Origin of the sequence: Bacillus sp. FJAT-22090 (genome assembly GCF_001278755.1) — a bacterium.
Lineage (GTDB): Bacteria > Bacillota > Bacilli > Bacillales_A > Planococcaceae > Psychrobacillus.
Map to the genome: position 1 here is coordinate 229,579 of NZ_CP012601.1, position 22,515 is coordinate 252,093.

The window sequence follows — 22,515 nt, forward strand, 5'->3', positions numbered from 1 at the left end:
AACGGAGGAAATACGATGGCAAAACAAATGCCTGAAATTGGTGATTACAAATATGGTTTCCACGATAAAGACGTATCCATTTTCCGTTCAAAACGTGGTTTAACGAAGGATATTGTAGAAGAAATATCTCGTATGAAAAATGAACCACAATGGATGTTAGATTATCGTTTGAAAGCGTTAGAAATCTTTTATTCTAAACCAATGCCTCAATGGGGTGGAGATTTAGGATCTTTAAACTTCGATGAAATTACTTACTATGTAAAACCATCCGAAGCAACTCAAAAATCATGGGATGAAGTACCAGAGGAAATCAAAGCAACATTTGATAAACTTGGTATTCCAGAAGCAGAACAAAAGTACCTTGCAGGTGTTTCTGCACAGTATGAATCAGAGGTTGTTTACCATAACATGAAGGAAGAGCTAGAGGATTTAGGTATTGTATTTAAAGATACGGACTCTGCTCTACGTGAAAATGAAGACATCTTTAAAAAATACTGGGGAACTGTAATTCCTTCAACGGACAACAAATTTTCTGCACTTAACTCTGCAGTTTGGTCAGGTGGATCATTTATTTATGTACCACCAGGCGTTAAAGTGGATACTCCTCTACAAGCATACTTCCGTATTAATTCTGAAAATATGGGGCAATTCGAACGTACGCTTATCATTGTAGATGAAGGTGCATCTGTTCACTACGTAGAAGGATGTACAGCTCCTGTTTATACAACAAACTCACTTCATAGTGCGGTTGTTGAAATTATTATCAAAAAAGATGCTTATTGCCGTTATACAACAATCCAAAACTGGGCAAACAACGTTTACAACTTAGTTACTAAACGTGCAGTTTGTGAAGCTAACGCTACAATGGAATGGATTGATGGAAATATCGGTTCTAAGTTAACAATGAAATACCCAGCTGTTATCCTAAAAGGAGAAGGCGCACGTGGTTTGACTCTTTCTATTGCAATTGCTGGTAAAGGTCAACACCAAGACGCTGGTGCTAAAATGCTACACTTGGCTCCGAATACCTCTTCTACAATTGTTTCAAAATCTATTTCGAAACAAGGCGGGAAAGTAACGTATCGTGGACAAGTTCATTTTGGTCGCAAAGCAACTGGTGCTCGTTCTAACATTGAATGTGATACTTTGATCATGGATAACCAATCTACTTCAGATACAATTCCATACAATGAAATCCTGAATGATAATATTTCTCTTGAACATGAAGCGAAAGTTTCGAAAGTTTCTGAAGAGCAATTATTCTACTTGATGAGTCGTGGATTAAGTGAAGAAGAAGCAACAGAAATGATCGTAATGGGCTTCATCGAACCATTTACAAAAGAACTTCCAATGGAATATGCGGTTGAGATGAACCGTTTAATCAAGTTCGAAATGGAAGGTTCTATCGGTTAATACCTACAGTTTAATAAAGGCAGCAGGGTTGAGTAAAATGAACCTCTGCTGTCTTTTTTAATTTAGCTCTAAATTGTAGTTAATGATATGATTAAATAGTGGGGTGAATGCATGATAAAAATTGGTTTGACAGGATGGGGAGATCATACAGATTTATATGTATCTTCGCCGAAAGAAAAATTACAAGATTATAGTGCCCATTTTCCAGTAGTTGAACTGGATTCATCTTTTTATGCAATACCTTCCTATAGAAACGTTGAAAAGTGGATAAAGGAAACTCCAAATAGCTTTCAATTTATCGTTAAGGCATATCAAGGTATTACAGGTCATCTTAGAGGGGAATCTCCTTTTGATTCACTAGAGGATATGTTTGAACGTTATCGGGAATCCATTCAACCTTTCAAGGAAAGTGGAAAGCTGTCTATGGTTTTAGTTCAATTCCCTCCATGGTTTCAATGTAAAAAAGAAAATGTTGATTATTTATATAAAGTGAGAGCAGAGCTAAAAGATTTTGAGGTAGCAATCGAATTTCGTCATCAATCATGGTATACGCATGCTATTAAAGATCAGACTATTCAGTTTCTAAAAGATAACCATTTTCATCATACGATCTGTGATGAGCCACAAGTAGGGGAAGGGTGTGTCCCTTTAATTCCTATTTCCACTTCAGAAAAAGTACTTGTGAGACTCCATGGGAGAAATACATATGGATGGATAAATCCAGGGGATAGTGAAAAATGGCGAGAAGTACGTTATTTATATGATTATAATAAAGAAGAACTTCTTGACATTCAAAAGATTTGCGAGGAATTACATACTAACACAAAAGAAGTAGTGGTATTATTTAATAATAATTCTGGTGGGCATGCAGCAAAAAATGCAAAAACCTTTCAACAGATGCTTGGAATAGAATTTGAAGGTTTAGCTCCAAAACAATTAGATTTATTTGATGGAGGGATATAATGGAGTGGATTATACTAGTTTTAGCTGGTCTTTTCTCCGGAATAGTTGGAGCATTAGTAGGTTTAGGTGGCGGAGTAATTTTAGTGCCAGCTGTATTATTTTTTGGAACGACTCTTGCTTTAATACCTAATATCACACCTCAAAGTGTGGTTGGCCTATCTGTGATTATGATGATTTTCACTGGTCTATCGTCCACACTTTCTTACATGAAAACGAAGACGGTTGATTTTAAAAGCGGATTTATATTTTTTATAGGAAGTATTCCAGGGACGATTTTAGGAGCATGGGTAAATAAAGGGTTAGATTTACCATCCTTTAATTTATATTTTGGTATTTTACTTATTATTCTATCAACCCTTCTGCTTGTAAGAGATCGATTAAAACCAGTTAAGTGGTTTGTTGAAAATGGTAGCAAAAAGACATTCACAGATGATAAAGATACATATGTTTATGGATATCCAATTTGGTTTGCCATCCTGTTAACATTTGGTGTAGGATTCGCATCTGGATTATTTGGAATTGGTGGAGGGTCTATCATTGTTCCTGCTATGATCCTTTTATTTTTATTTCCACCACATGTGGCAGTGGCTACGTCTATGTTTATGGTATTTTTATCTTCCATCATCAATTCTATAACGCATATCTACCTGGGGAATGTGCCGTGGCTTTATACGATACCAGTTATTCCTGCAGCTTATATTGGCGCGAAATTGGGTGCCAGATTAAATAAAAAACTTAATTCGGATACGCTTGTCGTTGCTCTGCGAATTATTTTGCTATTATTAGGAGTTCGATCCATTATAGCTGGTCTTATGTAAAATCAAAAAGGTGGGTTTATGTTGAGAGAAACTATTCATATTTATCATACAAATGATTTGCATAGTCATTTAGAAAACTGGCCGACTATACATCAGTTTCTCTCCGATAGACAAAAAATGCATGAAGGACATGATTCATATCTCATTATAGATATTGGTGACCATATTGATCGATCTAATATCTTTACTGAAGGTACTTTGGGAAGAGGAAATGTAGATTTACTAAATGAAGCTGGTTATGATTATGTCACCATTGGAAATAATGAAGGTATTACTCTTAGTCATGAAGAATTAGACAGTATGTATGCTAATGCAAATTTTGAAGTGGTTGTTTCGAACTTTACAGATCAAAATGGCATCATTCCATCATGGATACTCCCATATAAAATTCACAAAACTGCCTCTGGAATTCATATTGGAGTTGTAGCTGCTACAGCAGACTTTGGGATTTATTATGAAAAGTTAGGTTGGCATATTCAGCAGCCGATCAATCGACTAAAAGAAGTGTGTGAAGAAATACGGCATAAAGTAGATATAATTCTATGTATGTCACACCTTGGTATGTCCCAAGACGAAATAATTACAGAGGAAATACCGCAAATTGATGTAATTTTTGGCGCTCACACACATCATTTTTTTGATGAGGGGAAAATGCTGAATGGTACGCTGCAGGCCGCTGCTGGCAAGTATGGAGCCTTTGTAGGGAAAGTTACAATAGAATTTGACCATAACCTTAGGGAAGTTAGTTCTAAAAAAGCTGTTCTTTATCCTATAGAAACGCTGCAAATCCCTGAGAATAATGCGGAACAATTAGAAACTTGGGAGCATATAGGAAAAAGCAAACTAGCTTACCCACTTTTTGCGAATCAAACATTATTAAAGAAAAATTGGTTCCATTCATCAAGTATGTCTGATTTCTTTGCTAATGCATTACTAGCTTTTACAGGAGCTGATTGTGCCATGTTCCCAGCAGGCATTTTCTTAACCGATTTACAAAAAGGGATTGTTACTGCTGGTGATTTGCATAGACTTCTTCCTCATCCCATTAATCCATGTGTTGTAAGTTTAACTGGAGCAGAATTGATGGAAACCGTTGAGTTATCCAAAAATGAAAAGTGGCCCCTTCTTGAAGTAAAAGGTTTAGGATTCAGAGGGAAATATTTGGGGGCTATGCAATTTAACCAGCTATACGAGGATGAAGAAGGCGATGTATACGTAAAAGGAGAACTCGTTAAACTTGAAAAAACCTATTATCTTGCAACACTAGATATGTTCACGTTTGGCTATTTCTTTCCAGCCTTTAAATTTGCGACGAAGCAGTATTTTATGCCTGAATTCATACGGGACGTGTTAAAGTGGTACGGTCAAAAAAATGAAATATAGTCATTTAAAATCCTCCAGTTACATATAAATAACTAGGGGGATTTTTTTTTGTTGTTCTATCGTAAAAAGAAAAGAATCAAGTTTTTAAATATGCAGCGTAAATTAGCCATTTTTCTAGCTTGCTTTATCCTTTCTGTAGCGGGTTTGTTTTATTGGATCAATGCTCGCTTAACTCCAACTTATCTGCAATATGCAGAGGTACAGACGAACAAAATTGCTTCCATGGTGATAAGTAAAGCGATTAATACTAGAATTGCTAATGTGTTAGATGTAAATGACATTATTGAGCATGTTCCATCCGAAAGTGCTAATAATATGGTGACGACAAAATTTAATACGGAAATAATTAATCGAGTTTTGTCTGATACCCAAAGTTTAGTACAATCTCATTTAGAGCAAGCGGAAAAGGGTAATCTATCAAGCTTACCTTATTTAGATGATATTGAGTATGATAAACAAACAATGGAAGATCAAGGTGGGGTCGTATTTTTTGTACCAATGGGGCAGGCAGCTAATATACCCCTAATCGGAAACTTAGGTCCAAAGATTCCCATTCGATTTCATGTGATTGGAAACGTTCAATCAACCGTTGAACAAAGTATTGATGAGTTTGGAATAAACAATGCCTTTGTAGAGATAAGTATTCTATTAAAAGTAAACGTCCAAATAATTGTTCCACTTGCCAGTAAAATGAGTACGGTCGAACAAAGGATTCCGGTCGCAATGGGTTTAATTCAGGGTCAGGTTCCACAAATTTATACAAAAGGGGAAGGTGGAAACGCTCCTTCTGTCGAAGTACCAATAAATCCATTACCAAAACAAGAATGATTGCAAGAGCTTACTTTTGATGTTAAAGTAATAGATGCAAAATGAATAGGTAGAGGCTGCATTGCTTAATAGTACTATACGTGAGGATGACAACGTAGATCGTTTAGGAAAGGAAGCAGTGCCGAAATTAAATGTTCTTGTCCTATAACATTTAGTTGGGGTTATTTTAAAGAGGAATAACACTGCCATTTATATGGAATCATATAAATGGTGAGCTACAGAGTATGAATGAAAGTGTAATCTTGAATTCTATAGTAGAGGCCAGCCATTCTTTTTGGTTGGCCTTTTTGTTTACTGTTCTGTGCCTCCGCCTGAAAAGGAGGAAACTATTTTGGAAAGTACTATATTTTCTTTACTACCACCATTATTAGCAATCATTATGGTTCTTGTAACGAAAAGAGTTTTATTATCACTCGGAGTTGGTATTGTATCTGCCTCTCTTTTAGTAGAGGGCTTTGACCCGGTAGATTCTTTACTATTGCTATGGGAATCATTTAAAGTATCTTTTTGGGATGAAGGTTTAAACACATCTAATATTTACATTTTATTATTTATCTTATTTTTAGGTATTATTACTGCTTTAGTTGGTTTGTCAGGTGGAAGCACAGCTTTTGCGGCTTGGGCTGTTAAACGAATCAAAACTAGAAGAGGCTCCAAATTACTGACAGCGTTTCTAGGAATAATTATCTTTGTAGATGACTATTTTAATGCCTTAGCAGTTGGCCAAATTGCTAGACCTATCACAGATAGTCATCGCGTTTCACGAGCAAAATTAGCTTATTTTATTGATTCTACATCTGCCCCAGTGTGTGTAATAGCGCCCGTCTCAAGTTGGGGAGCATTTTTAATAAGCCAATTGGGTGTTATTTTTGCAACTCATGCGGTTACTTCCTATACACCTCTTGAAGCTTTTATGTTAATGGCTCCTATGAACTTTTATGTTATTGCTACCCTTGCCATCGTTTTCTTTATGGCGTGGACTGACTTTGATCTAATGCCAATGAGGAAGCATGAAAAGATTGCAAAAGAAACAGGGAAGTTATTCGACACAAGTAAACCTAATCCAGGTGAGCTACAAGGTAATTTTCCAGAAAACAAATATGGAGAAGTTAAGGACTTGGTATTACCAATAATTACATTAATTGTGATAACACTAGTATCTATGTTTTGGACAGGTTATCAAAACTCAAATCAAGAACTCAATATATTTGTAGTTTTTGAAAATACGGATGTTCCTTTTTCTTTATTTATTAGTGGACTATTAGCTACAATACTCGCTGTATTATTATACTTACGACAGCTAAAATATAATCCAACAGCAAAGATTAATTTTATTTGGAAAGCTTTAGTTACTGGAATAAGTTCCATGTTACCAGCAATTTTCATCTTAATATTTGCATGGTCATTATCATTTTTAATCGAATCTATTGGAACTGGCCAATATTTAGCCAACTTAGTTGCTGAAAACAATATACCGGTTGGAGTAATTCCAGTCTTACTATTTGTCCTAACAGCGATAATGGCTTTTGCAACAGGTTCATCATGGGGTTCTTTCGGAATATTACTCCCTATTGGTGCTAGCATTATCATGGCAATAGAACCCGAGCTATTGCTTCCTGTATTGTCTGCTGTTTTAGCAGGAGCAGTTTTTGGTGATCATTGTTCACCAATCTCTGATACAACAATAATGTCAGCAACAGGGGCTGGTGTAAATGTTATAGATCATGTCATGACACAATTGCCATATGCCATAATTAGCGCAGTAATAGCTGCTTTCGGTTATTTAATATTAGGTTTAACTGGATCTGTTATTATAGGATTCGTATCGGTTGTATTGATCCTAATCATCTTGTTTTTAGTGTGGAATTTTAAATCAAAAAAAGAAGACTTTAAACAGGGCTAAAACTAGCTCTGTTTTTTTATAATCATGCGTTAAACTAGGAATGAGAAGGTTGTTTGAATTAAAATAATATGTTACATTGACAACAGTGTAGTTAGTTTAAAGAATGGGGTCGATATGAAGTGACATCGTGTAAACCAACGAAATCAGAGCATCAACGTAAACCAGATTGGTTAAAGATAAAGTTAAATACAAATGAGGACTATAAAGGTCTTAAAAAGTTAATGCGTGAAAATAATTTACATACAGTTTGTGAAGAAGCAAGATGCCCAAATATTCATGAATGTTGGGGGTCACGGAGAACAGCTACTTTTATGATTCTTGGAGCAGTTTGTACTCGTGCTTGCCGTTTTTGTGCAGTCAAAACAGGTCTTCCAAATGAGCTAGATTTAGCAGAACCTGAACGTGTAGCTGATTCGGTAGTTATTATGAACTTAAAGCATGTTGTTGTTACAGCCGTTGCCCGTGATGACTTAAAAGATGGTGGTTCAGAAGTTTTTGCAGAAACTATTCGTGCGATTCGTCGGAAAAATCCATTTACAACTATTGAAGTGTTACCTTCTGATATGGGTGGGATTGAGCAAAACATTCGTAATATTATGGATGCGAAACCAGATATTTTAAACCATAATATTGAAACGGTACGCCGCTTAACTCCAAGAGTTCGTGCAAGAGCAAAATATGACCGTTCACTTGAACTGTTGCGCCGCGCTAAAGAAATGCAACCGAATATACCTACGAAGTCTTCTTTAATGTTAGGATTAGGAGAAACACATGAAGAAATTTTAGAAGTAATGGATGACCTTCGTGCAAATAACGTAGACATTATGACAATCGGTCAGTACTTGCAACCAACGAAAAAACATTTACCAGTACAAAAATATTATTCACCAGCTGAATTTGGTGAACTTCGCAAAATAGCAATGAGTAAAGGATTCTCTCACTGTGAAGCTGGTCCACTTGTAAGAAGTAGTTATCATGCGGATGAGCAAGTAAATGCTGCAGCAAAACAAAGACAAGCACAAGGTGAGGAACTACTAGCTACTCAAAATAGCTAATGGATGGTGATCAAATGATTATTGCAGAAGGATATACGTATGAAGTCATAGAAGATTACCGAGAAGCTTTTAAGGAAGAAGCTTTTTTAGAAAGATATAGTGAAATATTGTCCAAATATGACTTTATAATGGGTGACTGGGGCTATGGTCAGCTTCGTTTAAAGGGCTTTTTTGAAGATAGAAACCATAAAGCTACATTTGATACAAAAATAAGTACAATGAAAGACTATTTATATGAGTATTGTAACTTTGGTTGTGCCTATTTTTTAGTAAAGAAAACTGGAGTGGCACCTAAAGTAGTACCGGTTGTTGAAACAGTTGAACAGATACAAGAAAACCTTGAGCAAGATCATCAATGATGATCTAGACTCAAGGTTTTTTAGTTGAGTAATTCACTCAAGTAATCTCTTAATTCTTTAGCTTCTTCTTCTGTTCTATTAAATACGTGTTCTAGATATCCTGGTTCTTCCAAATCGTCTGGTCCAAGTATTGCAGCTCTTCCGTATTGGATATCCATCACAAGAACTTTACCAAAAAAACGAGAGCTTTGTAGGACAGCCAAGTCATAGCGTTGTGATTCGCCTGTGAATCCTACAAATCTTGTTTTAGTATCTTCCACATCATCATATAAGAAAAACCGTTCCATCTTGTGACACTCCTTCCTACCTCTCAATTATGGTACTATAGAATAGAAGACAATATCAACTGAACAAAAACTAGGAGGCATTTCGATGTATTTTGTGGATCGAAAAAAAATCGCAACTACTTTAACTCACATGAAAACTTTACTTGATTTATTGGAAACTAAAACAGATTGGAACAATGACCAAATCTCAAAATTGGCTCTTGAACGTGTAGGTCATAATATTATTGAGTCTATTATTGATGTGGGCAATTCAATGATCGATGGGTTCATTATGCGAGACCCAGGTGGTTATGATGATATTATTGATATTTTGACGGATGAAAAAGTTATAACAGCAGAAATGGATGCTCCTTTAAAAGAGGTTATCGAATTTAGAAAAGTACTTGTCCGTGATTTTCACTCAGTCAATGATACACAATTATATAAAGTTCTCTTATCAAACATTACTTATTTGAAGGAATTTCCAGTGAAAGTAGAAAACTACTTAGTGAATGAACTTGGCCCAGTTTCCGCATTTTTACCGGAGGATTCCAATGTCCAATTATAAGGCATACTGTTTAGATTTAGATGGCACAGTTTATAGAGGAGAAACGCCGATTATAGAGGCAGTTGAATTCATTCACTATTTACAAGGAAAAGGTATAGAACCTTTTTTTGTGACGAATAACTCATCCATGACTCAAAAACAATTACAGCAAAAGCTTGCAAAGATGGATATTCACACGGAAACGGATCATATTGTCTCTTCATCAATTGCTGCTGCTAATTATATAGAAGAACATTTTCCTGGAAAATCTGTTTTTATGATAGGAGAAAGTGGCTTACAAGATGCACTAGAGTCTAAACAAATTATGCGAACAGATGATTTAGCAGAAGTTGTTGTGATGGGAATCGATCGACAAATCAATTACGAGAAGTTTGCAATTGCTTGTCTTTCAGTTCGTGCAGGAGCTGCTTTCTTATCAACGAATAGTGATCACGCATTTCCTAGCGAAAGGGGTTTTCTTCCTGGGAATGGTGCTTTTACTAAATTGGTGGAATACTCCACTGGGGTGGATGCTTTGTTTATGGGAAAACCACAGCCATTTATGCTAGAGTATATTCAAAAACAATTTGGGTATAAAAAAGAAGAAATGGTTATGATTGGTGACAATTATCTTACAGATGTTTTAACAGGCATTAATATGGGTATTCATACAGTGCATGTAAATAGTGGTGTAAACAGTACGGAAGAAGTACGACAAAAAATTGCTCAACCAACGTATTTTTTAGAATCATTATGTGAATGGATAATATAAAAAAAGACTGCGATATTGCTCGCAGTCTTTTAAAATAAAGGATTTTCCTCAATGTATTTATATATGTTTGTAACAAGTTCACTTGGAGTGTCTGCTTCGACAACGTCGCCGTTGACAATAGCGAAAAAAGTTTCAGAGCACAATGAGCAATAGCTTAAACAACCATACTCTAATACATCTAAATTCGGATCTTGTTCTAAAATATCATAAGCTTCTTGTGAACCATTTGCAAGGTTGCTTATGCAAAATTCAACCATTGGATTCATAGCTGTCACCTCACTACTTCGTCATGCTACTCTTTTTTTATTCATTCGTCAATGTAGAAGTCTTATTGTGAAATCCATCACAATCATTTATAATTTGAAGTGACATTTAGAGATGAGGGATATAATATGCGAAAGTTAGTATTGTTAGGTGGAGGATATGGTAATATGCGTATTTTACTTCGTTTATTGCCAAATAACTTACCAGATGATGTAGAAATCACATTAATTGACCGAACGCCATTTCATAGTTTAAAGACTGAGTTTTATGCGTTAGCAGCTGGTACAGCTTCTGATAATGAAATTCGAGTAGCATTTCCGGAAAGCGGAAAGTTAACGATAAAGTATGGAGAAGTTTTAGAAATTGATGTAGATAGTAAACAAGTTTTATTAGAAGATGGGCAAGCTGTCGGATACGACGATCTAGTTATAGGTCTAGGGTGTGAAGATAAGTATCATAGTGTACCTGGTGCAGATGAATTTACTTATAGCATTCAGACAATCGGGCGTTCTCGTGACACATACAACAAACTAGGTGGACTTCCTTCAGGTTCAGTAGTTGGGATTGTTGGTGCGGGACTTAGCGGTATTGAGCTTGCAAGTGAACTTCGTGAAAGTCGTCCAGATTTGAGGATCAAACTTTTTGATCGTAGTGAACGTGTATTAAGAGATTTTCCGGAACGATTAAGTAAATATGTAAAAAAATGGTTTGATACTAACGATGTAGAAGTTGTAAGCAACTCGAATATTACAAAGGTAGAGCCAAATAAATTATACAATCATCAAGAAGTTATTCCTGTAGACGTTGTAGTATGGACTGCAGGAATTCAACCTGCTGCACCGGTACGTGCATTACCAGGCGAAAAAGACAAATCGGGTCGTGTCATTTTAACACAGTATCATGATTTACCAAGCTACGAAAATGTATTTGTCGTAGGGGACTGTGCTTCACTTCCTTTTGCACCAAGTGCGCAACTTGCGGAAGAACAAGCAGAACAGATTGTAAAAGTATTGCAAGCACGTTGGAAGGGACAAGCTCTTCCAGAGAACATGCCTGAAATTAAGCTTAAAGGCTTTATGGGCTCTCTTGGTAAAAAACAGGGATTTGCTTACTTAGCAGATATTTCTGTAACAGGTCGTATCGCAAGACTAATGAAATCAGGATTGCTTTGGATGTATAAGCGACACAATGGATAATAGCTTTTCGAAACCTCTGTACTAAAATACTTGGTAAAGTGAGCGATATAATGGAAAAGGTATTATATGTAGGATTTTGGATCTGTTCTCTCATTGATTGTCACCCAAAGGGACATTTTAACCCGAAGGATGTAACTAAGCTATTAGAGGTAATACCTACTCATTATCAAGCATTTGAACCAGAGTACAGAGGAAATCCTAGAGAACTTATTCCAGGAACATCTCTCCGTGCATCATGGATTTATCAAATAGGTGGGAAATATAGTTCAAGTCCATATCTATTTTTTGAACAACTTATCGAACAAATATTAAAAGTAGTGCTTACGGAAACAAATATATATAAAATTAATAAGCTAAAGAAACAATACAATTTTACATGTGAATTACACATACATCATTTTACCGATTCTGAATTGATCAATTCATTAATAGTTCCGGAAGAAATGATTACAGCTCTAGCTGAAGTAAAAGGACATATGGCTTTACACCACCATAAAAAGCCCGCTATAGAATATGGTGCATATCACTACAAGAGAATATTTGAACTTTAAAAAGCTTCGAAGCGTTGGTAATATCAACACTTCGAAGCTTTAAAATTCATAAGTTGGTGAATCGATCTATAAATCTATTGCTATTCTTTTTCACTAACATAGCCATACTTCTCAAGGGCTGCATATACTGGTTTTAATTGAATATATCCTTCCCCAATGACTTCTTCATTGAGCATAACAAGAGGGTAGAAAAATTCGTCATCAGCAATTCTATTAGCAATGGTTTGATATTTTTTATTCTCAATTGGCTTTTCAATATCGATATAAGTGAATGATACTTGGTGATTTGGAAATTTTCTATCGATTGCTGCTTGTAGCCATTCGTATGTATCCTTAGAGGATGGTGCATTTACGCAACTTGCACATACTATATCAGCACCGAAGATTTCTATATTAATTGCTTGAGTTGTCATATGAACAGTTCTCCTTCGAATTCTTTATTGGATTTTTTTCTTACTTCACATTATAATGATTATAGCGAAAGGAGTCGATAGATATGACAGATACAATAAATGAACAAGTACAAGAAGTTTTAGATAAATTACGCCCATTTTTACTTCGTGATGGGGGAGACTGTGAACTTGTAGACGTTGAAGACGGTATTGTTAAACTACGCCTTTTAGGAGCTTGCGGAAGCTGCCCAAGTTCAACGATTACATTAAAAGCAGGTATTGAACGTGCACTATTGGAAGAAGTTCCAGGTGTAGTAGAAGTAGAACAAGTATTTTAATAAGACATTTTAAAAAGAAGCCTTACATTAAGGCTTCTTTTTCTTTGTTCTCACGTATTTCTTGCCAACGTTCTTTTGCCATTTCAATTACTTTTGGTTCGATAGATGTACTTTGCTTTTCAATCACTTTTGAAAAATATCGTGTAGAATATTCGATATCACCAATTCTTCGAGACAATTCTGCTATTAAATAGAGCACACGAGTTTCTGACATTTGTGTGCCATTATAATCATCGTTTGAATATGAATCGGCATATCGATCACGTGCTATCTTCAGGAAACGCTGCTCTTGCTCCTGATTCTGTTGAAGACGGTATAACCAAGCAGTTCTGAGTGCCAAACCTGCTATATTAATAAATTTTTCTTTTTTTAAGGTACCGCAGTGTATTCCAAGCTTATATGCCATGATTCCTTCTGTCAAAGTTCTTTCCTCTCCAAAAGAGTGGGGAACCCATTTATTAGCAACCTCTGTTTGAATAATTTCTTTTACTCCAGGGGCAAAGTATTTTGTATAATCTTCTGTAAAAGAAAAACCACAATGCTCACAAACAAAAATATTATAGAGGAGTGGATTCACTTCCTTATTTTGATAAATAGGTTGAAAGTCCGTTTCATGACTTTCTACTTTAATAAATTTTGAGCGTACTTTTGTAGATTTAAATTTCTTTTTGCAGTGTAAACATTCGATATCTTTTTGATAATACGGAGTAATTTCCATGATGTTTCCTCTTTTCGCTCATGACTTAAGTAGTTCTATTATACTGCATTTAGTGGCTTCTTGAATAGTTCTATTATACTTTATTTGTTTACGAAATGCGATGTAATTCTTCAAGCGGTTTTCCTTGTCTAGATAGTAAAAACATTGATATGATAGAGAATAGGAAGGAAAGGTGATTCAGATGGCAGAAGTAGTAATATTATCTGAAGCGGCAGCTTACCGCGTAAAGGAAATGATGAAGCATAACGGAGAAGAAGGATCTTTGCTTCGTATTGCAGTTAATGGTGGTGGATGTAGCGGTCTTTCTTACGGAATGGGTTTTGAAAAGGATAAAACGGAAGAAGATATAGAGCTACATCAGCATGGTATTGATATTGTTGTCTCACCAGAAGATGCTTCTATCTTAAATGGTACTTCAATAGATTATAAAGAATCACTAATGGGTGGTGGGTTTACCATCGAAAACCCGAACGCTATCGCATCTTGTGGATGTGGTTCGTCGTTTAGAACTGCTAAAAAAGAAGGAACACCTGAGAACTGTTAATTTAAAGCAGGGAGCATTTTCTTACCGAAGAAAATGCTCTCAGATAGAAGACAATAGGCAGTTGGTTAATTACTCTCATTCATTATTTTGATTTTTTGTCATGATTTTCTATTAACTCAAGATTATCTTCCTTTTATTGGTTTGGAAAAGCGTCCGCTCGACTCCTGCGGGAAAAGCGAGACAGGCGAGACCCTGCAGAAGCGTAGCGACGAAGCGGCTCGGCGCTCGCCCGCGAAAAGCGAGCGGTAAGCTTAGGAAAATCTGCTATCCAATATATAAATAAATTCGAGTCTGTCTAAAGTTTCGGAGCATTTTCTTACAGGAGAAAATGCTCTTTTTTAAATGTTAATTTTCAGTAAATTCTCAAATTTACAATAAGGTAACAATGTATTGAAATAGTGTGCTAAAAGGTCTAATATAGGAATTAAGAGTTTTTTTGTCGTAAACTAGACAAAAGTAAAGAATTTCTTGATGTATAATCAGAAGTATCTTATAAAAAATATATTAAAGGTGGTTGCGATCTTCGTGAAAAGACCAACAATTCTAGTATTAGGTGCAGGTTACGGTGGATTATCTACTGTAGTTAACCTTCAGAAATTAGTAGGTACGGATGAAGCAGATATTATACTTGTAAACAAAAATGATTACCATTATGAGTCAACATGGTTACATGAAGCTTCTGCTGGTACTCTTCGTCCAGATCAAGTTCGTTATGATGTAAAAGATGTAATCAACTCAAGCAAAGTAAACTTTGTAAAAGCTACAGTTGATGGTATTGACGTTAATTCGAAAAAAGTTACAACTAGCGCTGGTGAGTATACATATGATTACTTAGTAATCGGTTTAGGCTTTGAAGGAGAAACTTTCGGAATTCCTGGCTTAGATAAGTATGCTCTTTCCATTGCCAATGTAAATGCTGCTCGCCAAATTCGTGATCACATTGAATATCAGTTTGCTACATGGTCAACAGAAGAAGTGCATGATGATACACGCTTAACGATTGTTGTAGGTGGAGCTGGATTCTCTGGAATCGAATTTTTAGGTGAATTAGGAAATCGTATTCCTGAACTTTGTAAAGAATATGATGTACCAAAAGAAAAAGTCCGCGTAGTTTGTGTTGAAGCTGCTCCAATGGTGCTTCCAGGATTTGATCCTGAATTAGTAGAATATGCAGTAAGACAATTAGAGGCAAAAGGAATTGAATTCTCTATTGGTACACCAGTCGTAGAAGCAACTCCTGAAGGCGTTAAGATTAAAAAAGGCGAAGAAGAATTTGAATTCATCAAAGCTGGTACTGTTGTATGGGCTGCTGGAGTTCGAGGAAATCGCTTAATCGAATCATCTGGAATTGAAAACATGCGCGCACGCGTAAAAGTAGAGAAAGATATGCGTGCTCCTGGTTTCCCAGATGTATTTATAGTTGGTGACTGTGCTCTTCTTATCAATGAAGAGATTAACCGTCCATACCCACCAACAGCACAAATTGCAATGCAACAAGCTGTTACTATCGCGAAAAATATTGTATCGCTTATCAAAGGGAATGATACAGAAGAGTTCGTTCCAGCTCTTAAAGGAACAGTATGTTCACTTGGTGAGCACGACGCAATTGGTGATGTAATGGGTAGAAAACTAACTGGTACAAAAGCTTCTATTATGAAAAAAGTAATTGATAACCGCGCACTATACATGATTGGTGGAATTCCACTTGTAATGAAAAAAGGTAAATTTACTTTATAATATCATTTGATTTCGATGAGCTCTCACTGTATGTATAATTACAGTGAGAGCTTTTTTTAAAGGAGATTTTTTATGGCAAGAGAGGATAGAGGAAATATTTGGTTGGGTGTTGCAGGTATAGTAGTTAATGATAAAGGGGAATGGTTAGTTGTAAAGAAAAGATATGGAGGTCTTCATGGTCGATGGTCTTTTCCTGCGGGTTTTGTAAACAAAGATGAAACAGTAGATGAAGCTGTTCGAAGAGAGGTGAAAGAAGAAACTGGTGTAGATTGTACTGTTCGGAAGATGGTTGGCTTTAGAAGTGGTGTTATTCATCATAAAATAAGCGATAATATGGCCATTTTTTTATTAATACCGAATGAGAAAGAACCGATTTTACAGGCTCAGCTTTCTGAACTATATGAAGTAAAGTGGATTCATCCAAATGAATTAGTAGTAGATAAAGACGCCTCCGTGATGATTCATGAGCTAGCATCAAAGAAAGTAGAAGATGGGTTTAATACCATTGAAGGGATTAATCCTGGTGATGTATTTGGTTATAGTAGCTACAAGCTATTTTTTTAGTAGCTATTGTCCAAAAAAATATTTGTTTTTATTTACAACATATTAGTTATATGGTATATTATCTGAATATTAAGAATAGATAATGTTAGGAGGCGATTCAAATGAAGAAATTTAAAAAAGAAGGAAATTCCAACCATTGTCCATACTGTAAGGGAGAAGGCTATTTTCAATTGAGACTAGGTGGTTCTGAAACCTGTGGGCGTTGTAATGGATCGGGAAAAAAATGAATGAAATTTATGACAAATGAGTGAATACGCAGAAGTACATTGAATACTAGCCTCCGTTAAGGTAAACTATTTAGAGATACTACGGAGGTAATAGATTATGCAAGATTTTATGCTAGTACAAATGATACTCTCGGTTCTTATATTTTTTGTCATGTTTTTCGGAATCGCCTTTTTAGTAAACATGCTATTACGAATGACTTGGTTTGTGGCATTTTTATATCCACTTGTTGTTGTATTCATTATTGATGAAGTAGGATTTTTTGATTACTTTACAAAAGCAGGAGAAGCGTTTTCTGCGTTGGGAAATAAAATAATCTCACTCCATACAGCAGATATTATTATTTTATCTAGTGGTTTAGCGGGAGCAATTGCTGCAGGTTTTGTTATTAAATATCTTCGAAAAAATGGATATCAAATGTTTTAATTGGAGGATGACCTGTAAAATAGGTCATCCTTTATATTTCGCTTAGAGACCTGTCTCTTTGATATTTAATAGACCCTGCGGAGTTTCAGAAGTAGCGAGCAGCAGCTCAGCATATACGGTTTTTTCAAGTTCAAATATTAATACTGTCCTCTTTTACATCTTCATATATCTACAATGAAGATTAATGTAACCACAAATAAAAAACCACTATCGTATCCAACGATAGTGGTTGCTTTTTGCTCTTCTTGTGTAGAACTTGTTTACGTTTATGAATATCCATCTTTAATTATTCAAAGGTGTTGTAAATGACAATCGAGATCAATATACCAGTAAGTGCACCCATGAAAACTTCCATTGGTTTGTGTCCTAATAGGGTTTTTAATTCGATTATTTTCTCTTCATTCTTCTTATTTGCCCATCCCTTTGTTTGCTCAACAAATAACTGGAAATCCACTCTCATTTGATTGATCATTATTGCTTGTTGTCCTGCTTGAAAACGAACGCCAGTTGCATCAAACATAACGATAACAGCAAATACTGTGGAGACTGCAAATATTGGAGAATCTAGCCCCGTTTCATAAGCAATTGCAGTGCAAAGGGAAGTTACAGCAGCTGAGTGAGAACTAGGCATTCCACCGGTAGAAGTAAATAACTTCCAATCTATTTTCTTTGTTATTAAAAAATGTATTGGAATTTTAACAAATTGAGCAAAGAAAATGGAAAAAAGTGCAGCCAATAATGGAGTGTTCTGGAGGATTGCCAAAGTAGACACCGCCTTTCTTCTAAACATTAAGTAAGACTAGTATAACACATTCAAACAATTCGAAAAATGTAAGTACTTCCTATATAATAAAAATGTATCCGAATTTTTAGGAGGAAAAATAATGATTATTAGTACGAACGCTGTTTTATTTGAGGAAGTTCAATCAGAAACCTTAGTAGTAGCAGTTTCCAAGAATGTAGAAAATATAAGCAATTGGAGCGACTTTTTAGAGAGCTTCGGCTCACATATTACGGACTGGATCAAAAGTGGAGACATATCTTCTGAGCTTAAAAAAGTTGTAAAAGTTCCTGTTGCTGGCAAAGACGGTGTCAAAAGAATTCTATTTGTTGGAATTGGAGATCGTAAGCAGCTAACTCAAGACAAACTTCGTCAAGTCTTTGGACTTGTTGGTAAAGAGCTTTTATCGAGTAAGCCAGAATCATTAGCAATTTGGATACCTTCTTTCGCAAATGAATCGATTTTAGATGCGGATATTGCATACTTGGCAGCAGAGGGAATTGGAATGGGTTCTTTTACATTTGAAGGATATAAAACAACCTCAAATGTACCAGATTATTATTTACCAGCTATTGAGCTTTTAACGCAGGAAGAGTCGGATGAAGTTGTATCATACTTTGAAATCGGTTCTATTTATGCGGATGCTGTTAATGAGGCGAGAATATTAGTGAATACTCCTGGTAATGTTCTTACCTCTACGCAGTTAGGCGAATATGCAAGAGAACTTGGCAATACATATGACTTTGAAACAGAGATCTTAGGTAAAAAAGAAATAGAAGAACTTGGCATGGGTGCACTTCTTGCAGTCAACCAAGGTTCTGTCGAAGAGCCTCGATTAATTGTATTGAAATATCAAGCTACTGAAGAATGGGAAGATGTAGTTGCTTTAGTAGGTAAGGGAATTACATTTGATACGGGTGGTTATTCGATAAAAACAAAAACAGGTATTGTTGGAATGAAAGGCGACATGGGTGGTGCTGCTGCAGTGCTAGGAGCTATGCAAATAATAGGAGAGCTTCGTCCAAATAAGAACGTTATTGCTGTTATTGCTTCCACAGATAATATGATTTCTGGCAATGCGTTCAAACCAGATGATGTGATCACGTCCATGAGTGGTAAAACAATTGAAATTTTAAATACAGATGCTGAGGGTCGATTAGTTTTAGCAGATGCAGTAACCTATGCAAAACAACAAGGTGCAAATTATATTGTAGATGTGGCGACATTAACAGGCGGTGTAATTACAGCACTTGGGTACGATAAGACAGGTGCACTTACAAACAATGAAGCGTTTTTTGAAACATTTATGGAATCCTCTATTGAAACAGGTGAATTTACATGGAGATTACCATTAACTGAAAATGATAAAAAACGAATTCGTAAGAGTGATGTAGCAGACTTAAATAATTCACCAGGTGGAGATGGCCATATGATTTTTGGTGGTGGATTTGTAGGAGAGTTTGTAGAGGATACACCATGGATTCACTTAGATATCGCTGGTACTTCCGATACAAAGTCTGCACATGATCTAGGTCCAAAAGGTGGGACTGGTGTAATGGTTCGTACACTTGCTACATTAATTGAGAGAATGGCGGAGGAAGAATAGGCAAAGCACTCAGCCAGGAAAACCCCAAATGCATACACTGAGATGAAAGGAGGAGCAGCATGGTAAGATTTCATCGAGGTGGTTTTGGGGGTCCATTTTTTGGTGGCTTTGGAGGTCCATTACTAGGAGGCTTTTTTGGAGGACTACTCGGTTCTTCGCTAGGTTATGGTTTTGGGGGGTATAGACAGCCTTATTATCCATATCCTTACTATCCATATCCATATTCATATCCGTATTATCCATATCCTTATTATGGTGGTTATTAATAAAAAAATAAGCTTTTGCAAACGCAAAGTATTGCGTATTGCAAAAGCTTTTCTTATTTCTATTGATTTTCTCTTCTTTTCTTTACTACTTCTGCAAGATCATCACGTACTGATTTATCCCATAATTTTATCCCGGATAAATAAGCTGCTCTACCCATCATATGACCACCAACAGGACCTGTTATGAAAAGAAAGACTATTCCAAGTAGTATACGGGAGTTAAAATGACCTTCATTGAGCCAAAAGTGAAAGAACACACCAAGTAGAATGCTCATAACCCCTAGTGTCGCACTCTTAGAAGCCGCATGTGCACGTGAATAGGCGTCGGGAAGCCGTATTAAACCTATAGCAGTAACTAGTATAAAGATTGTTCCGAAAGATATGGTAGCGATTATTAGAATATTAGCTATTACGGTCACGTTGAATGATTACTCCCTTCTCCGTGAATTTAGAAAAAGCAACTGTACCTATGAATGAAAGGATTGCTAAGAGTAATATAACCTCTAAGAAAAAGCCAGTATCAAAAAGAATGGAAATAAGCCCTATCAATGAAATCAATCCAACTCCAATTGCATCTAATGCGATTACACGGTCTGGTGTAGTCGGCCCTTTCACTAGGCGATATAAAAAGCCTAAAAGCGATAGACTTATCAAGACAACAATAACCCATAGAAAGGTTGTCATGATCTGCTCACCTCCAATATTGCTTTTTCAAACGTATTTTGTATTGATTGGATTGCTTCATCTATATCCTCAAAGTCAAGTGAGTGAATATATAAGGTTTTATTGTCATCCGAAATATCAATTACAATCGTTCCTGGTGTTAGTGTAATGAGACTCGATAATAGTGTTATTTCCCAATCCTTTTCAAGAACAGTGGGCATCGCAAAGATTGCAGGTCGTATAGGCATCTTTGGTTTAATAATTAGCATTAAAACAGAAAAGTTAGATAGCGTTAACTCTTTAAGGAATAATAGAGTAAGTTTAATAACTGCCCAAACTTTGTCTAAATAGAATCTGGTACTAAATGATTTACGAACCATAAATAACATTAGCAAACCTAAAATATATCCTACGATAAAAGTGGAAGGTTTAAATGACACAGATAAGAACATCCACGTTACTGCAATAAATACATTCAACAAAATTTGAAATGGCATTATTTCAACCCTCCAAACACAGCATCCGTATAGACGGAAGGATCTAGTAAAACTGTTGAGGCATCTGTCATAAACGGTACAAGGTATTCGGAACCAACACCATAAAATACTGTTATAGCAACTAAAGTAATTGCCGGAAACAATAACTGTCGGTATGTTTTTGGACTAATTGTATGTAATCCAACTTTATCTTCACCCCAGAAAGCATAGATAAAGATTCGGATAGCAGAAAGTAAAACAATTAAGCTTGATGCAAGAATAAATATACTTTGCCAAATATATTCTCCTTCAAATCCACCTTGTACAACTAGAAGTTTGCCGACAAATCCACTTAATGGAGGGATACCTGCTAGACCAAATGCTGCTATCAAATAACTCCAGGCCAGTGCTGGATAGCGCTTCATCAGACCACCCATTTTTCTTAAATCGGATGTGCCTGTAATTTTAATAATAATCCCAATCAATAAAAACAAGGCACCTTTAATGAGGATGTCATGTATTAAATAAAATACGGAACCAAGCATTCCACTTTCGTTCATAATAGATGCACCAAACAAGATAACACCTACTGCAATGACAATATTATAAATAATGATTTGTTTCAAATCGAAATATGCTAGAGCGCCAACACATCCTGCAATGATCGTGATAATTGAAATGACCATGAGTAATTCATGTGTATATCCAATATCAGTTGTAAAGAACAATGTATAGGTACGCATGATAGCATATACGCCTACCTTTGTTAGTAGTGCTCCAAACAGCGCCAAGACGGGAACAGGTGGAGCAGCGTATGAACCAGGAAGCCAGAAGAATAATGGAAAGATAGCTCCTTTAATACCGAATACTATCAAAAATAGTACAGCTATTACTGTTACTATTCCTGATTGTCCTATCTCCGATAGTTTTATAGAAATGTCAGCCATATTAAGTGTTCCAACTACAGAGTACAAGTAACCAACAGTAATAACAAATAACGAAGAGGAAACGATATTAACTAGTATGTACTTAATAGATTCTCTTAACTGAACTTTTTCCCCACCTAATACGATCAAGACATAGGAGGACATAAGCAATACTTCAAAGAAAACGAACATATTGAAAATATCTCCCGTTGTGAATGCACCATTCACACCTGTCAACATGAACATGATCGCTGGATAATAAAAAGCTTTTTCACGATCTTCACCAATGGAAGTGTAGCTATACCATACAACGAAAATAGCGATGAGCAGGGAAGACAGGACTAATAAAACCGATATCATATCAGAAACCATTGTGATTCCAAACGGAGGTGCCCAACTACCAAGCGTAACTGTTTGAACACCATCTGTTTTTACTTTTACTAATAGGACGATAGCTGAAGTTAGTGCCAATAAAAGTCCAATCATTACCGTAATTCGCTGTGCTTTGACTTTTTTCGGGAAAAACAACAAAATG

Annotated in this window: 28 protein-coding genes, 1 pseudogene and 1 riboswitch; of the genes and pseudogenes, 20 read left to right on the top strand and 9 right to left on the bottom strand. The window is 35.9% G+C overall.

All coding sequences use genetic code 11. The features are described from left to right. The first annotated feature begins 15 nt into the window (after positions 1 to 15). From sufB to AM499_RS01215, 8 genes are all read left to right on the top strand, one after another. Entirely contained in the window at positions 16 to 1,413 is a 1,398-nt protein-coding gene (gene sufB, locus AM499_RS01180; RefSeq protein ID WP_053588495.1) for a Fe-S cluster assembly protein SufB, read from the top strand. Positions 1,414 to 1,524: 111 nt separating this feature from the next. Continuing rightward, complete coding sequence (locus AM499_RS01185; RefSeq protein WP_053588496.1) at positions 1,525 to 2,376, top strand: DUF72 domain-containing protein; 852 nt, start codon at positions 1,525 to 1,527, stop codon at positions 2,374 to 2,376. Then, a complete protein-coding gene (locus tag AM499_RS01190) occupies positions 2,376 to 3,194 on the top strand; it encodes a sulfite exporter TauE/SafE family protein (RefSeq protein ID WP_053588497.1) in 819 nt (272 codons plus the stop codon). Before AM499_RS01185 ends, AM499_RS01190 begins: the two co-directional genes overlap by 1 nt. A gap of 21 nt (positions 3,195 to 3,215) precedes the next feature. Further along, a complete protein-coding gene (locus AM499_RS01195) occupies positions 3,216 to 4,577 on the top strand; it encodes a bifunctional metallophosphatase/5'-nucleotidase (protein WP_053588498.1) in 1,362 nt (453 codons plus the stop codon). A 48-nt stretch (positions 4,578 to 4,625) separates the two neighbouring features. Continuing rightward, positions 4,626 to 5,405: a sporulation protein YunB gene (gene yunB / locus AM499_RS01200; protein ID WP_375219807.1), complete on the top strand. Its 780-nt coding sequence runs from the start codon at positions 4,626 to 4,628 to the stop codon at positions 5,403 to 5,405. A 42-nt stretch (positions 5,406 to 5,447) separates the two neighbouring features. After that, positions 5,448 to 5,631, top strand: a riboswitch (Lysine riboswitch). 105 nt (positions 5,632 to 5,736) lie between these two features. Then, a complete protein-coding gene (locus tag AM499_RS01205) occupies positions 5,737 to 7,308 on the top strand; it encodes a Na+/H+ antiporter NhaC family protein (RefSeq protein ID WP_053588499.1) in 1,572 nt (523 codons plus the stop codon). 119 nt (positions 7,309 to 7,427) lie between these two features. After that, positions 7,428 to 8,363, top strand: coding sequence for a lipoyl synthase (lipA, locus tag AM499_RS01210; RefSeq protein WP_053588500.1), 936 nt, complete (start codon positions 7,428 to 7,430; stop codon positions 8,361 to 8,363). 14 nt (positions 8,364 to 8,377) lie between these two features. Continuing rightward, positions 8,378 to 8,722, top strand: a complete 345-nt coding sequence (locus AM499_RS01215) for a YutD family protein (RefSeq protein WP_053592054.1) — start codon at positions 8,378 to 8,380, stop codon at positions 8,720 to 8,722. Positions 8,723 to 8,742: 20 nt separating this feature from the next. On the opposite strand, the gene AM499_RS01220 is transcribed toward AM499_RS01215, so the two are convergent. Next, positions 8,743 to 9,009 carry a DUF3055 domain-containing protein gene (locus tag AM499_RS01220; RefSeq protein WP_053588501.1) on the bottom strand — a complete coding sequence of 89 codons (267 nt, stop codon included), beginning with the start codon at positions 9,007 to 9,009 and terminating at the stop codon, positions 8,743 to 8,745. 85 nt (positions 9,010 to 9,094) lie between these two features. Between AM499_RS01220 and AM499_RS01225 the strand changes: the two genes are divergently transcribed. Both AM499_RS01225 and AM499_RS01230 read left to right on the top strand, forming a co-directional pair. Next, positions 9,095 to 9,556, top strand: a complete 462-nt coding sequence (locus AM499_RS01225) for a DUF86 domain-containing protein (protein WP_053588502.1) — start codon at positions 9,095 to 9,097, stop codon at positions 9,554 to 9,556. Continuing rightward, entirely contained in the window at positions 9,543 to 10,307 is a 765-nt protein-coding gene (locus tag AM499_RS01230; RefSeq protein WP_053588503.1) for a TIGR01457 family HAD-type hydrolase, read from the top strand. Before AM499_RS01225 ends, AM499_RS01230 begins: the two co-directional genes overlap by 14 nt. A gap of 29 nt (positions 10,308 to 10,336) precedes the next feature. Here the strand turns inward: AM499_RS01230 and AM499_RS01235 are convergent, their stop codons facing one another. Beyond that, a complete protein-coding gene (locus tag AM499_RS01235) occupies positions 10,337 to 10,573 on the bottom strand; it encodes a YuzB family protein (protein WP_053588504.1) in 237 nt (78 codons plus the stop codon). 126 nt (positions 10,574 to 10,699) lie between these two features. Here AM499_RS01235 and AM499_RS01240 point away from each other — a divergent pair, with 126 nt between their 5' ends. Both AM499_RS01240 and AM499_RS01245 read left to right on the top strand, forming a co-directional pair. Continuing rightward, on the top strand, positions 10,700 to 11,767 hold the full coding sequence (locus AM499_RS01240; protein WP_053588505.1) for an NAD(P)/FAD-dependent oxidoreductase: 1,068 nt from the start codon (positions 10,700 to 10,702) through the stop codon (positions 11,765 to 11,767). A gap of 50 nt (positions 11,768 to 11,817) precedes the next feature. After that, a complete protein-coding gene (locus AM499_RS01245; protein ID WP_053588506.1) occupies positions 11,818 to 12,318 on the top strand; it encodes a DUF4279 domain-containing protein in 501 nt (166 codons plus the stop codon). An 80-nt stretch (positions 12,319 to 12,398) separates the two neighbouring features. Here AM499_RS01245 and AM499_RS01250 read toward each other — a convergent pair whose 3' ends face one another. Next, positions 12,399 to 12,731, bottom strand: a complete 333-nt coding sequence (locus tag AM499_RS01250) for a YuzD family protein (RefSeq protein WP_053588507.1) — start codon at positions 12,729 to 12,731, stop codon at positions 12,399 to 12,401. Between the two features lie 98 nt (positions 12,732 to 12,829). Between AM499_RS01250 and AM499_RS01255 the strand changes: the two are divergent. Next, positions 12,830 to 13,048 (top strand): annotated as a pseudogene (locus tag AM499_RS01255) (NifU family protein); the annotation flags it as partial. A gap of 22 nt (positions 13,049 to 13,070) precedes the next feature. Here AM499_RS01255 and AM499_RS01260 read toward each other — a convergent pair. Continuing rightward, a complete protein-coding gene (locus AM499_RS01260) occupies positions 13,071 to 13,766 on the bottom strand; it encodes a DUF2225 domain-containing protein (protein WP_053588509.1) in 696 nt (231 codons plus the stop codon). Positions 13,767 to 13,947: 181 nt separating this feature from the next. Here AM499_RS01260 and AM499_RS01265 point away from each other — a divergent pair, with 181 nt between their 5' ends. The 5 genes from AM499_RS01265 to AM499_RS01280 all read left to right on the top strand — a co-directional run bounded on the left by AM499_RS01265 (position 13,948) and on the right by AM499_RS01280 (position 17,262). Beyond that, on the top strand, positions 13,948 to 14,310 hold the full coding sequence (locus AM499_RS01265; RefSeq protein WP_053588510.1) for a HesB/IscA family protein: 363 nt from the start codon (positions 13,948 to 13,950) through the stop codon (positions 14,308 to 14,310). A 525-nt stretch (positions 14,311 to 14,835) separates the two neighbouring features. Next, positions 14,836 to 16,047 (top strand): NAD(P)/FAD-dependent oxidoreductase, encoded by a 1,212-nt coding sequence (locus AM499_RS01270; RefSeq protein WP_053588511.1) that lies wholly within the window; start codon positions 14,836 to 14,838, stop codon positions 16,045 to 16,047. A 72-nt stretch (positions 16,048 to 16,119) separates the two neighbouring features. Continuing rightward, positions 16,120 to 16,611 (top strand): NUDIX domain-containing protein, encoded by a 492-nt coding sequence (locus AM499_RS01275; RefSeq protein WP_053588512.1) that lies wholly within the window; start codon positions 16,120 to 16,122, stop codon positions 16,609 to 16,611. Between the two features lie 101 nt (positions 16,612 to 16,712). Further along, on the top strand, positions 16,713 to 16,838 hold the full coding sequence (locus AM499_RS21780; RefSeq protein ID WP_172794406.1) for a YuiA family protein: 126 nt from the start codon (positions 16,713 to 16,715) through the stop codon (positions 16,836 to 16,838). 97 nt (positions 16,839 to 16,935) lie between these two features. Continuing rightward, on the top strand, positions 16,936 to 17,262 hold the full coding sequence (locus AM499_RS01280) for a YuiB family protein (protein ID WP_053588513.1): 327 nt from the start codon (positions 16,936 to 16,938) through the stop codon (positions 17,260 to 17,262). Between the two features lie 286 nt (positions 17,263 to 17,548). Here the strand turns inward: AM499_RS01280 and AM499_RS01285 are convergent, their stop codons facing one another. Beyond that, positions 17,549 to 18,025 (bottom strand): divergent PAP2 family protein, encoded by a 477-nt coding sequence (locus AM499_RS01285; protein WP_053588514.1) that lies wholly within the window; start codon positions 18,023 to 18,025, stop codon positions 17,549 to 17,551. A gap of 121 nt (positions 18,026 to 18,146) precedes the next feature. Between AM499_RS01285 and AM499_RS01290 the strand changes: the two genes are divergently transcribed. Together AM499_RS01290 and AM499_RS01295 are read left to right on the top strand one after the other, a co-directional pair. Next, positions 18,147 to 19,649, top strand: coding sequence for a leucyl aminopeptidase (locus tag AM499_RS01290; RefSeq protein WP_053588515.1), 1,503 nt, complete (start codon positions 18,147 to 18,149; stop codon positions 19,647 to 19,649). Between the two features lie 59 nt (positions 19,650 to 19,708). After that, complete coding sequence (locus AM499_RS01295) at positions 19,709 to 19,915, top strand: hypothetical protein (RefSeq protein ID WP_053588516.1); 207 nt, start codon at positions 19,709 to 19,711, stop codon at positions 19,913 to 19,915. A 59-nt stretch (positions 19,916 to 19,974) separates the two neighbouring features. Here the strand turns inward: AM499_RS01295 and mnhG are convergent, their stop codons facing one another. The 4 genes from mnhG to AM499_RS01315 are packed head-to-tail and all read right to left on the bottom strand — an operon-like array spanning position 19,975 to position 22,511. Next, positions 19,975 to 20,334, bottom strand: a complete 360-nt coding sequence (gene mnhG / locus AM499_RS01300; RefSeq protein ID WP_053588517.1) for a monovalent cation/H(+) antiporter subunit G — start codon at positions 20,332 to 20,334, stop codon at positions 19,975 to 19,977. Continuing rightward, complete coding sequence (locus AM499_RS01305) at positions 20,318 to 20,599, bottom strand: Na(+)/H(+) antiporter subunit F1 (RefSeq protein WP_053588518.1); 282 nt, start codon at positions 20,597 to 20,599, stop codon at positions 20,318 to 20,320. The genes mnhG and AM499_RS01305 overlap by 17 nt, the downstream gene beginning before the upstream one ends. Then, on the bottom strand, positions 20,596 to 21,075 hold the full coding sequence (locus tag AM499_RS01310; protein WP_053588519.1) for a Na+/H+ antiporter subunit E: 480 nt from the start codon (positions 21,073 to 21,075) through the stop codon (positions 20,596 to 20,598). Before AM499_RS01310 ends, AM499_RS01305 begins: the two co-directional genes overlap by 4 nt. Further along, positions 21,075 to 22,511 carry a Na+/H+ antiporter subunit D gene (locus AM499_RS01315; protein WP_442853779.1) on the bottom strand — a complete coding sequence of 479 codons (1,437 nt, stop codon included), beginning with the start codon at positions 22,509 to 22,511 and terminating at the stop codon, positions 21,075 to 21,077. The genes AM499_RS01310 and AM499_RS01315 overlap by 1 nt, the downstream gene beginning before the upstream one ends. Positions 22,512 to 22,515: the final 4 nt, after the last annotated feature.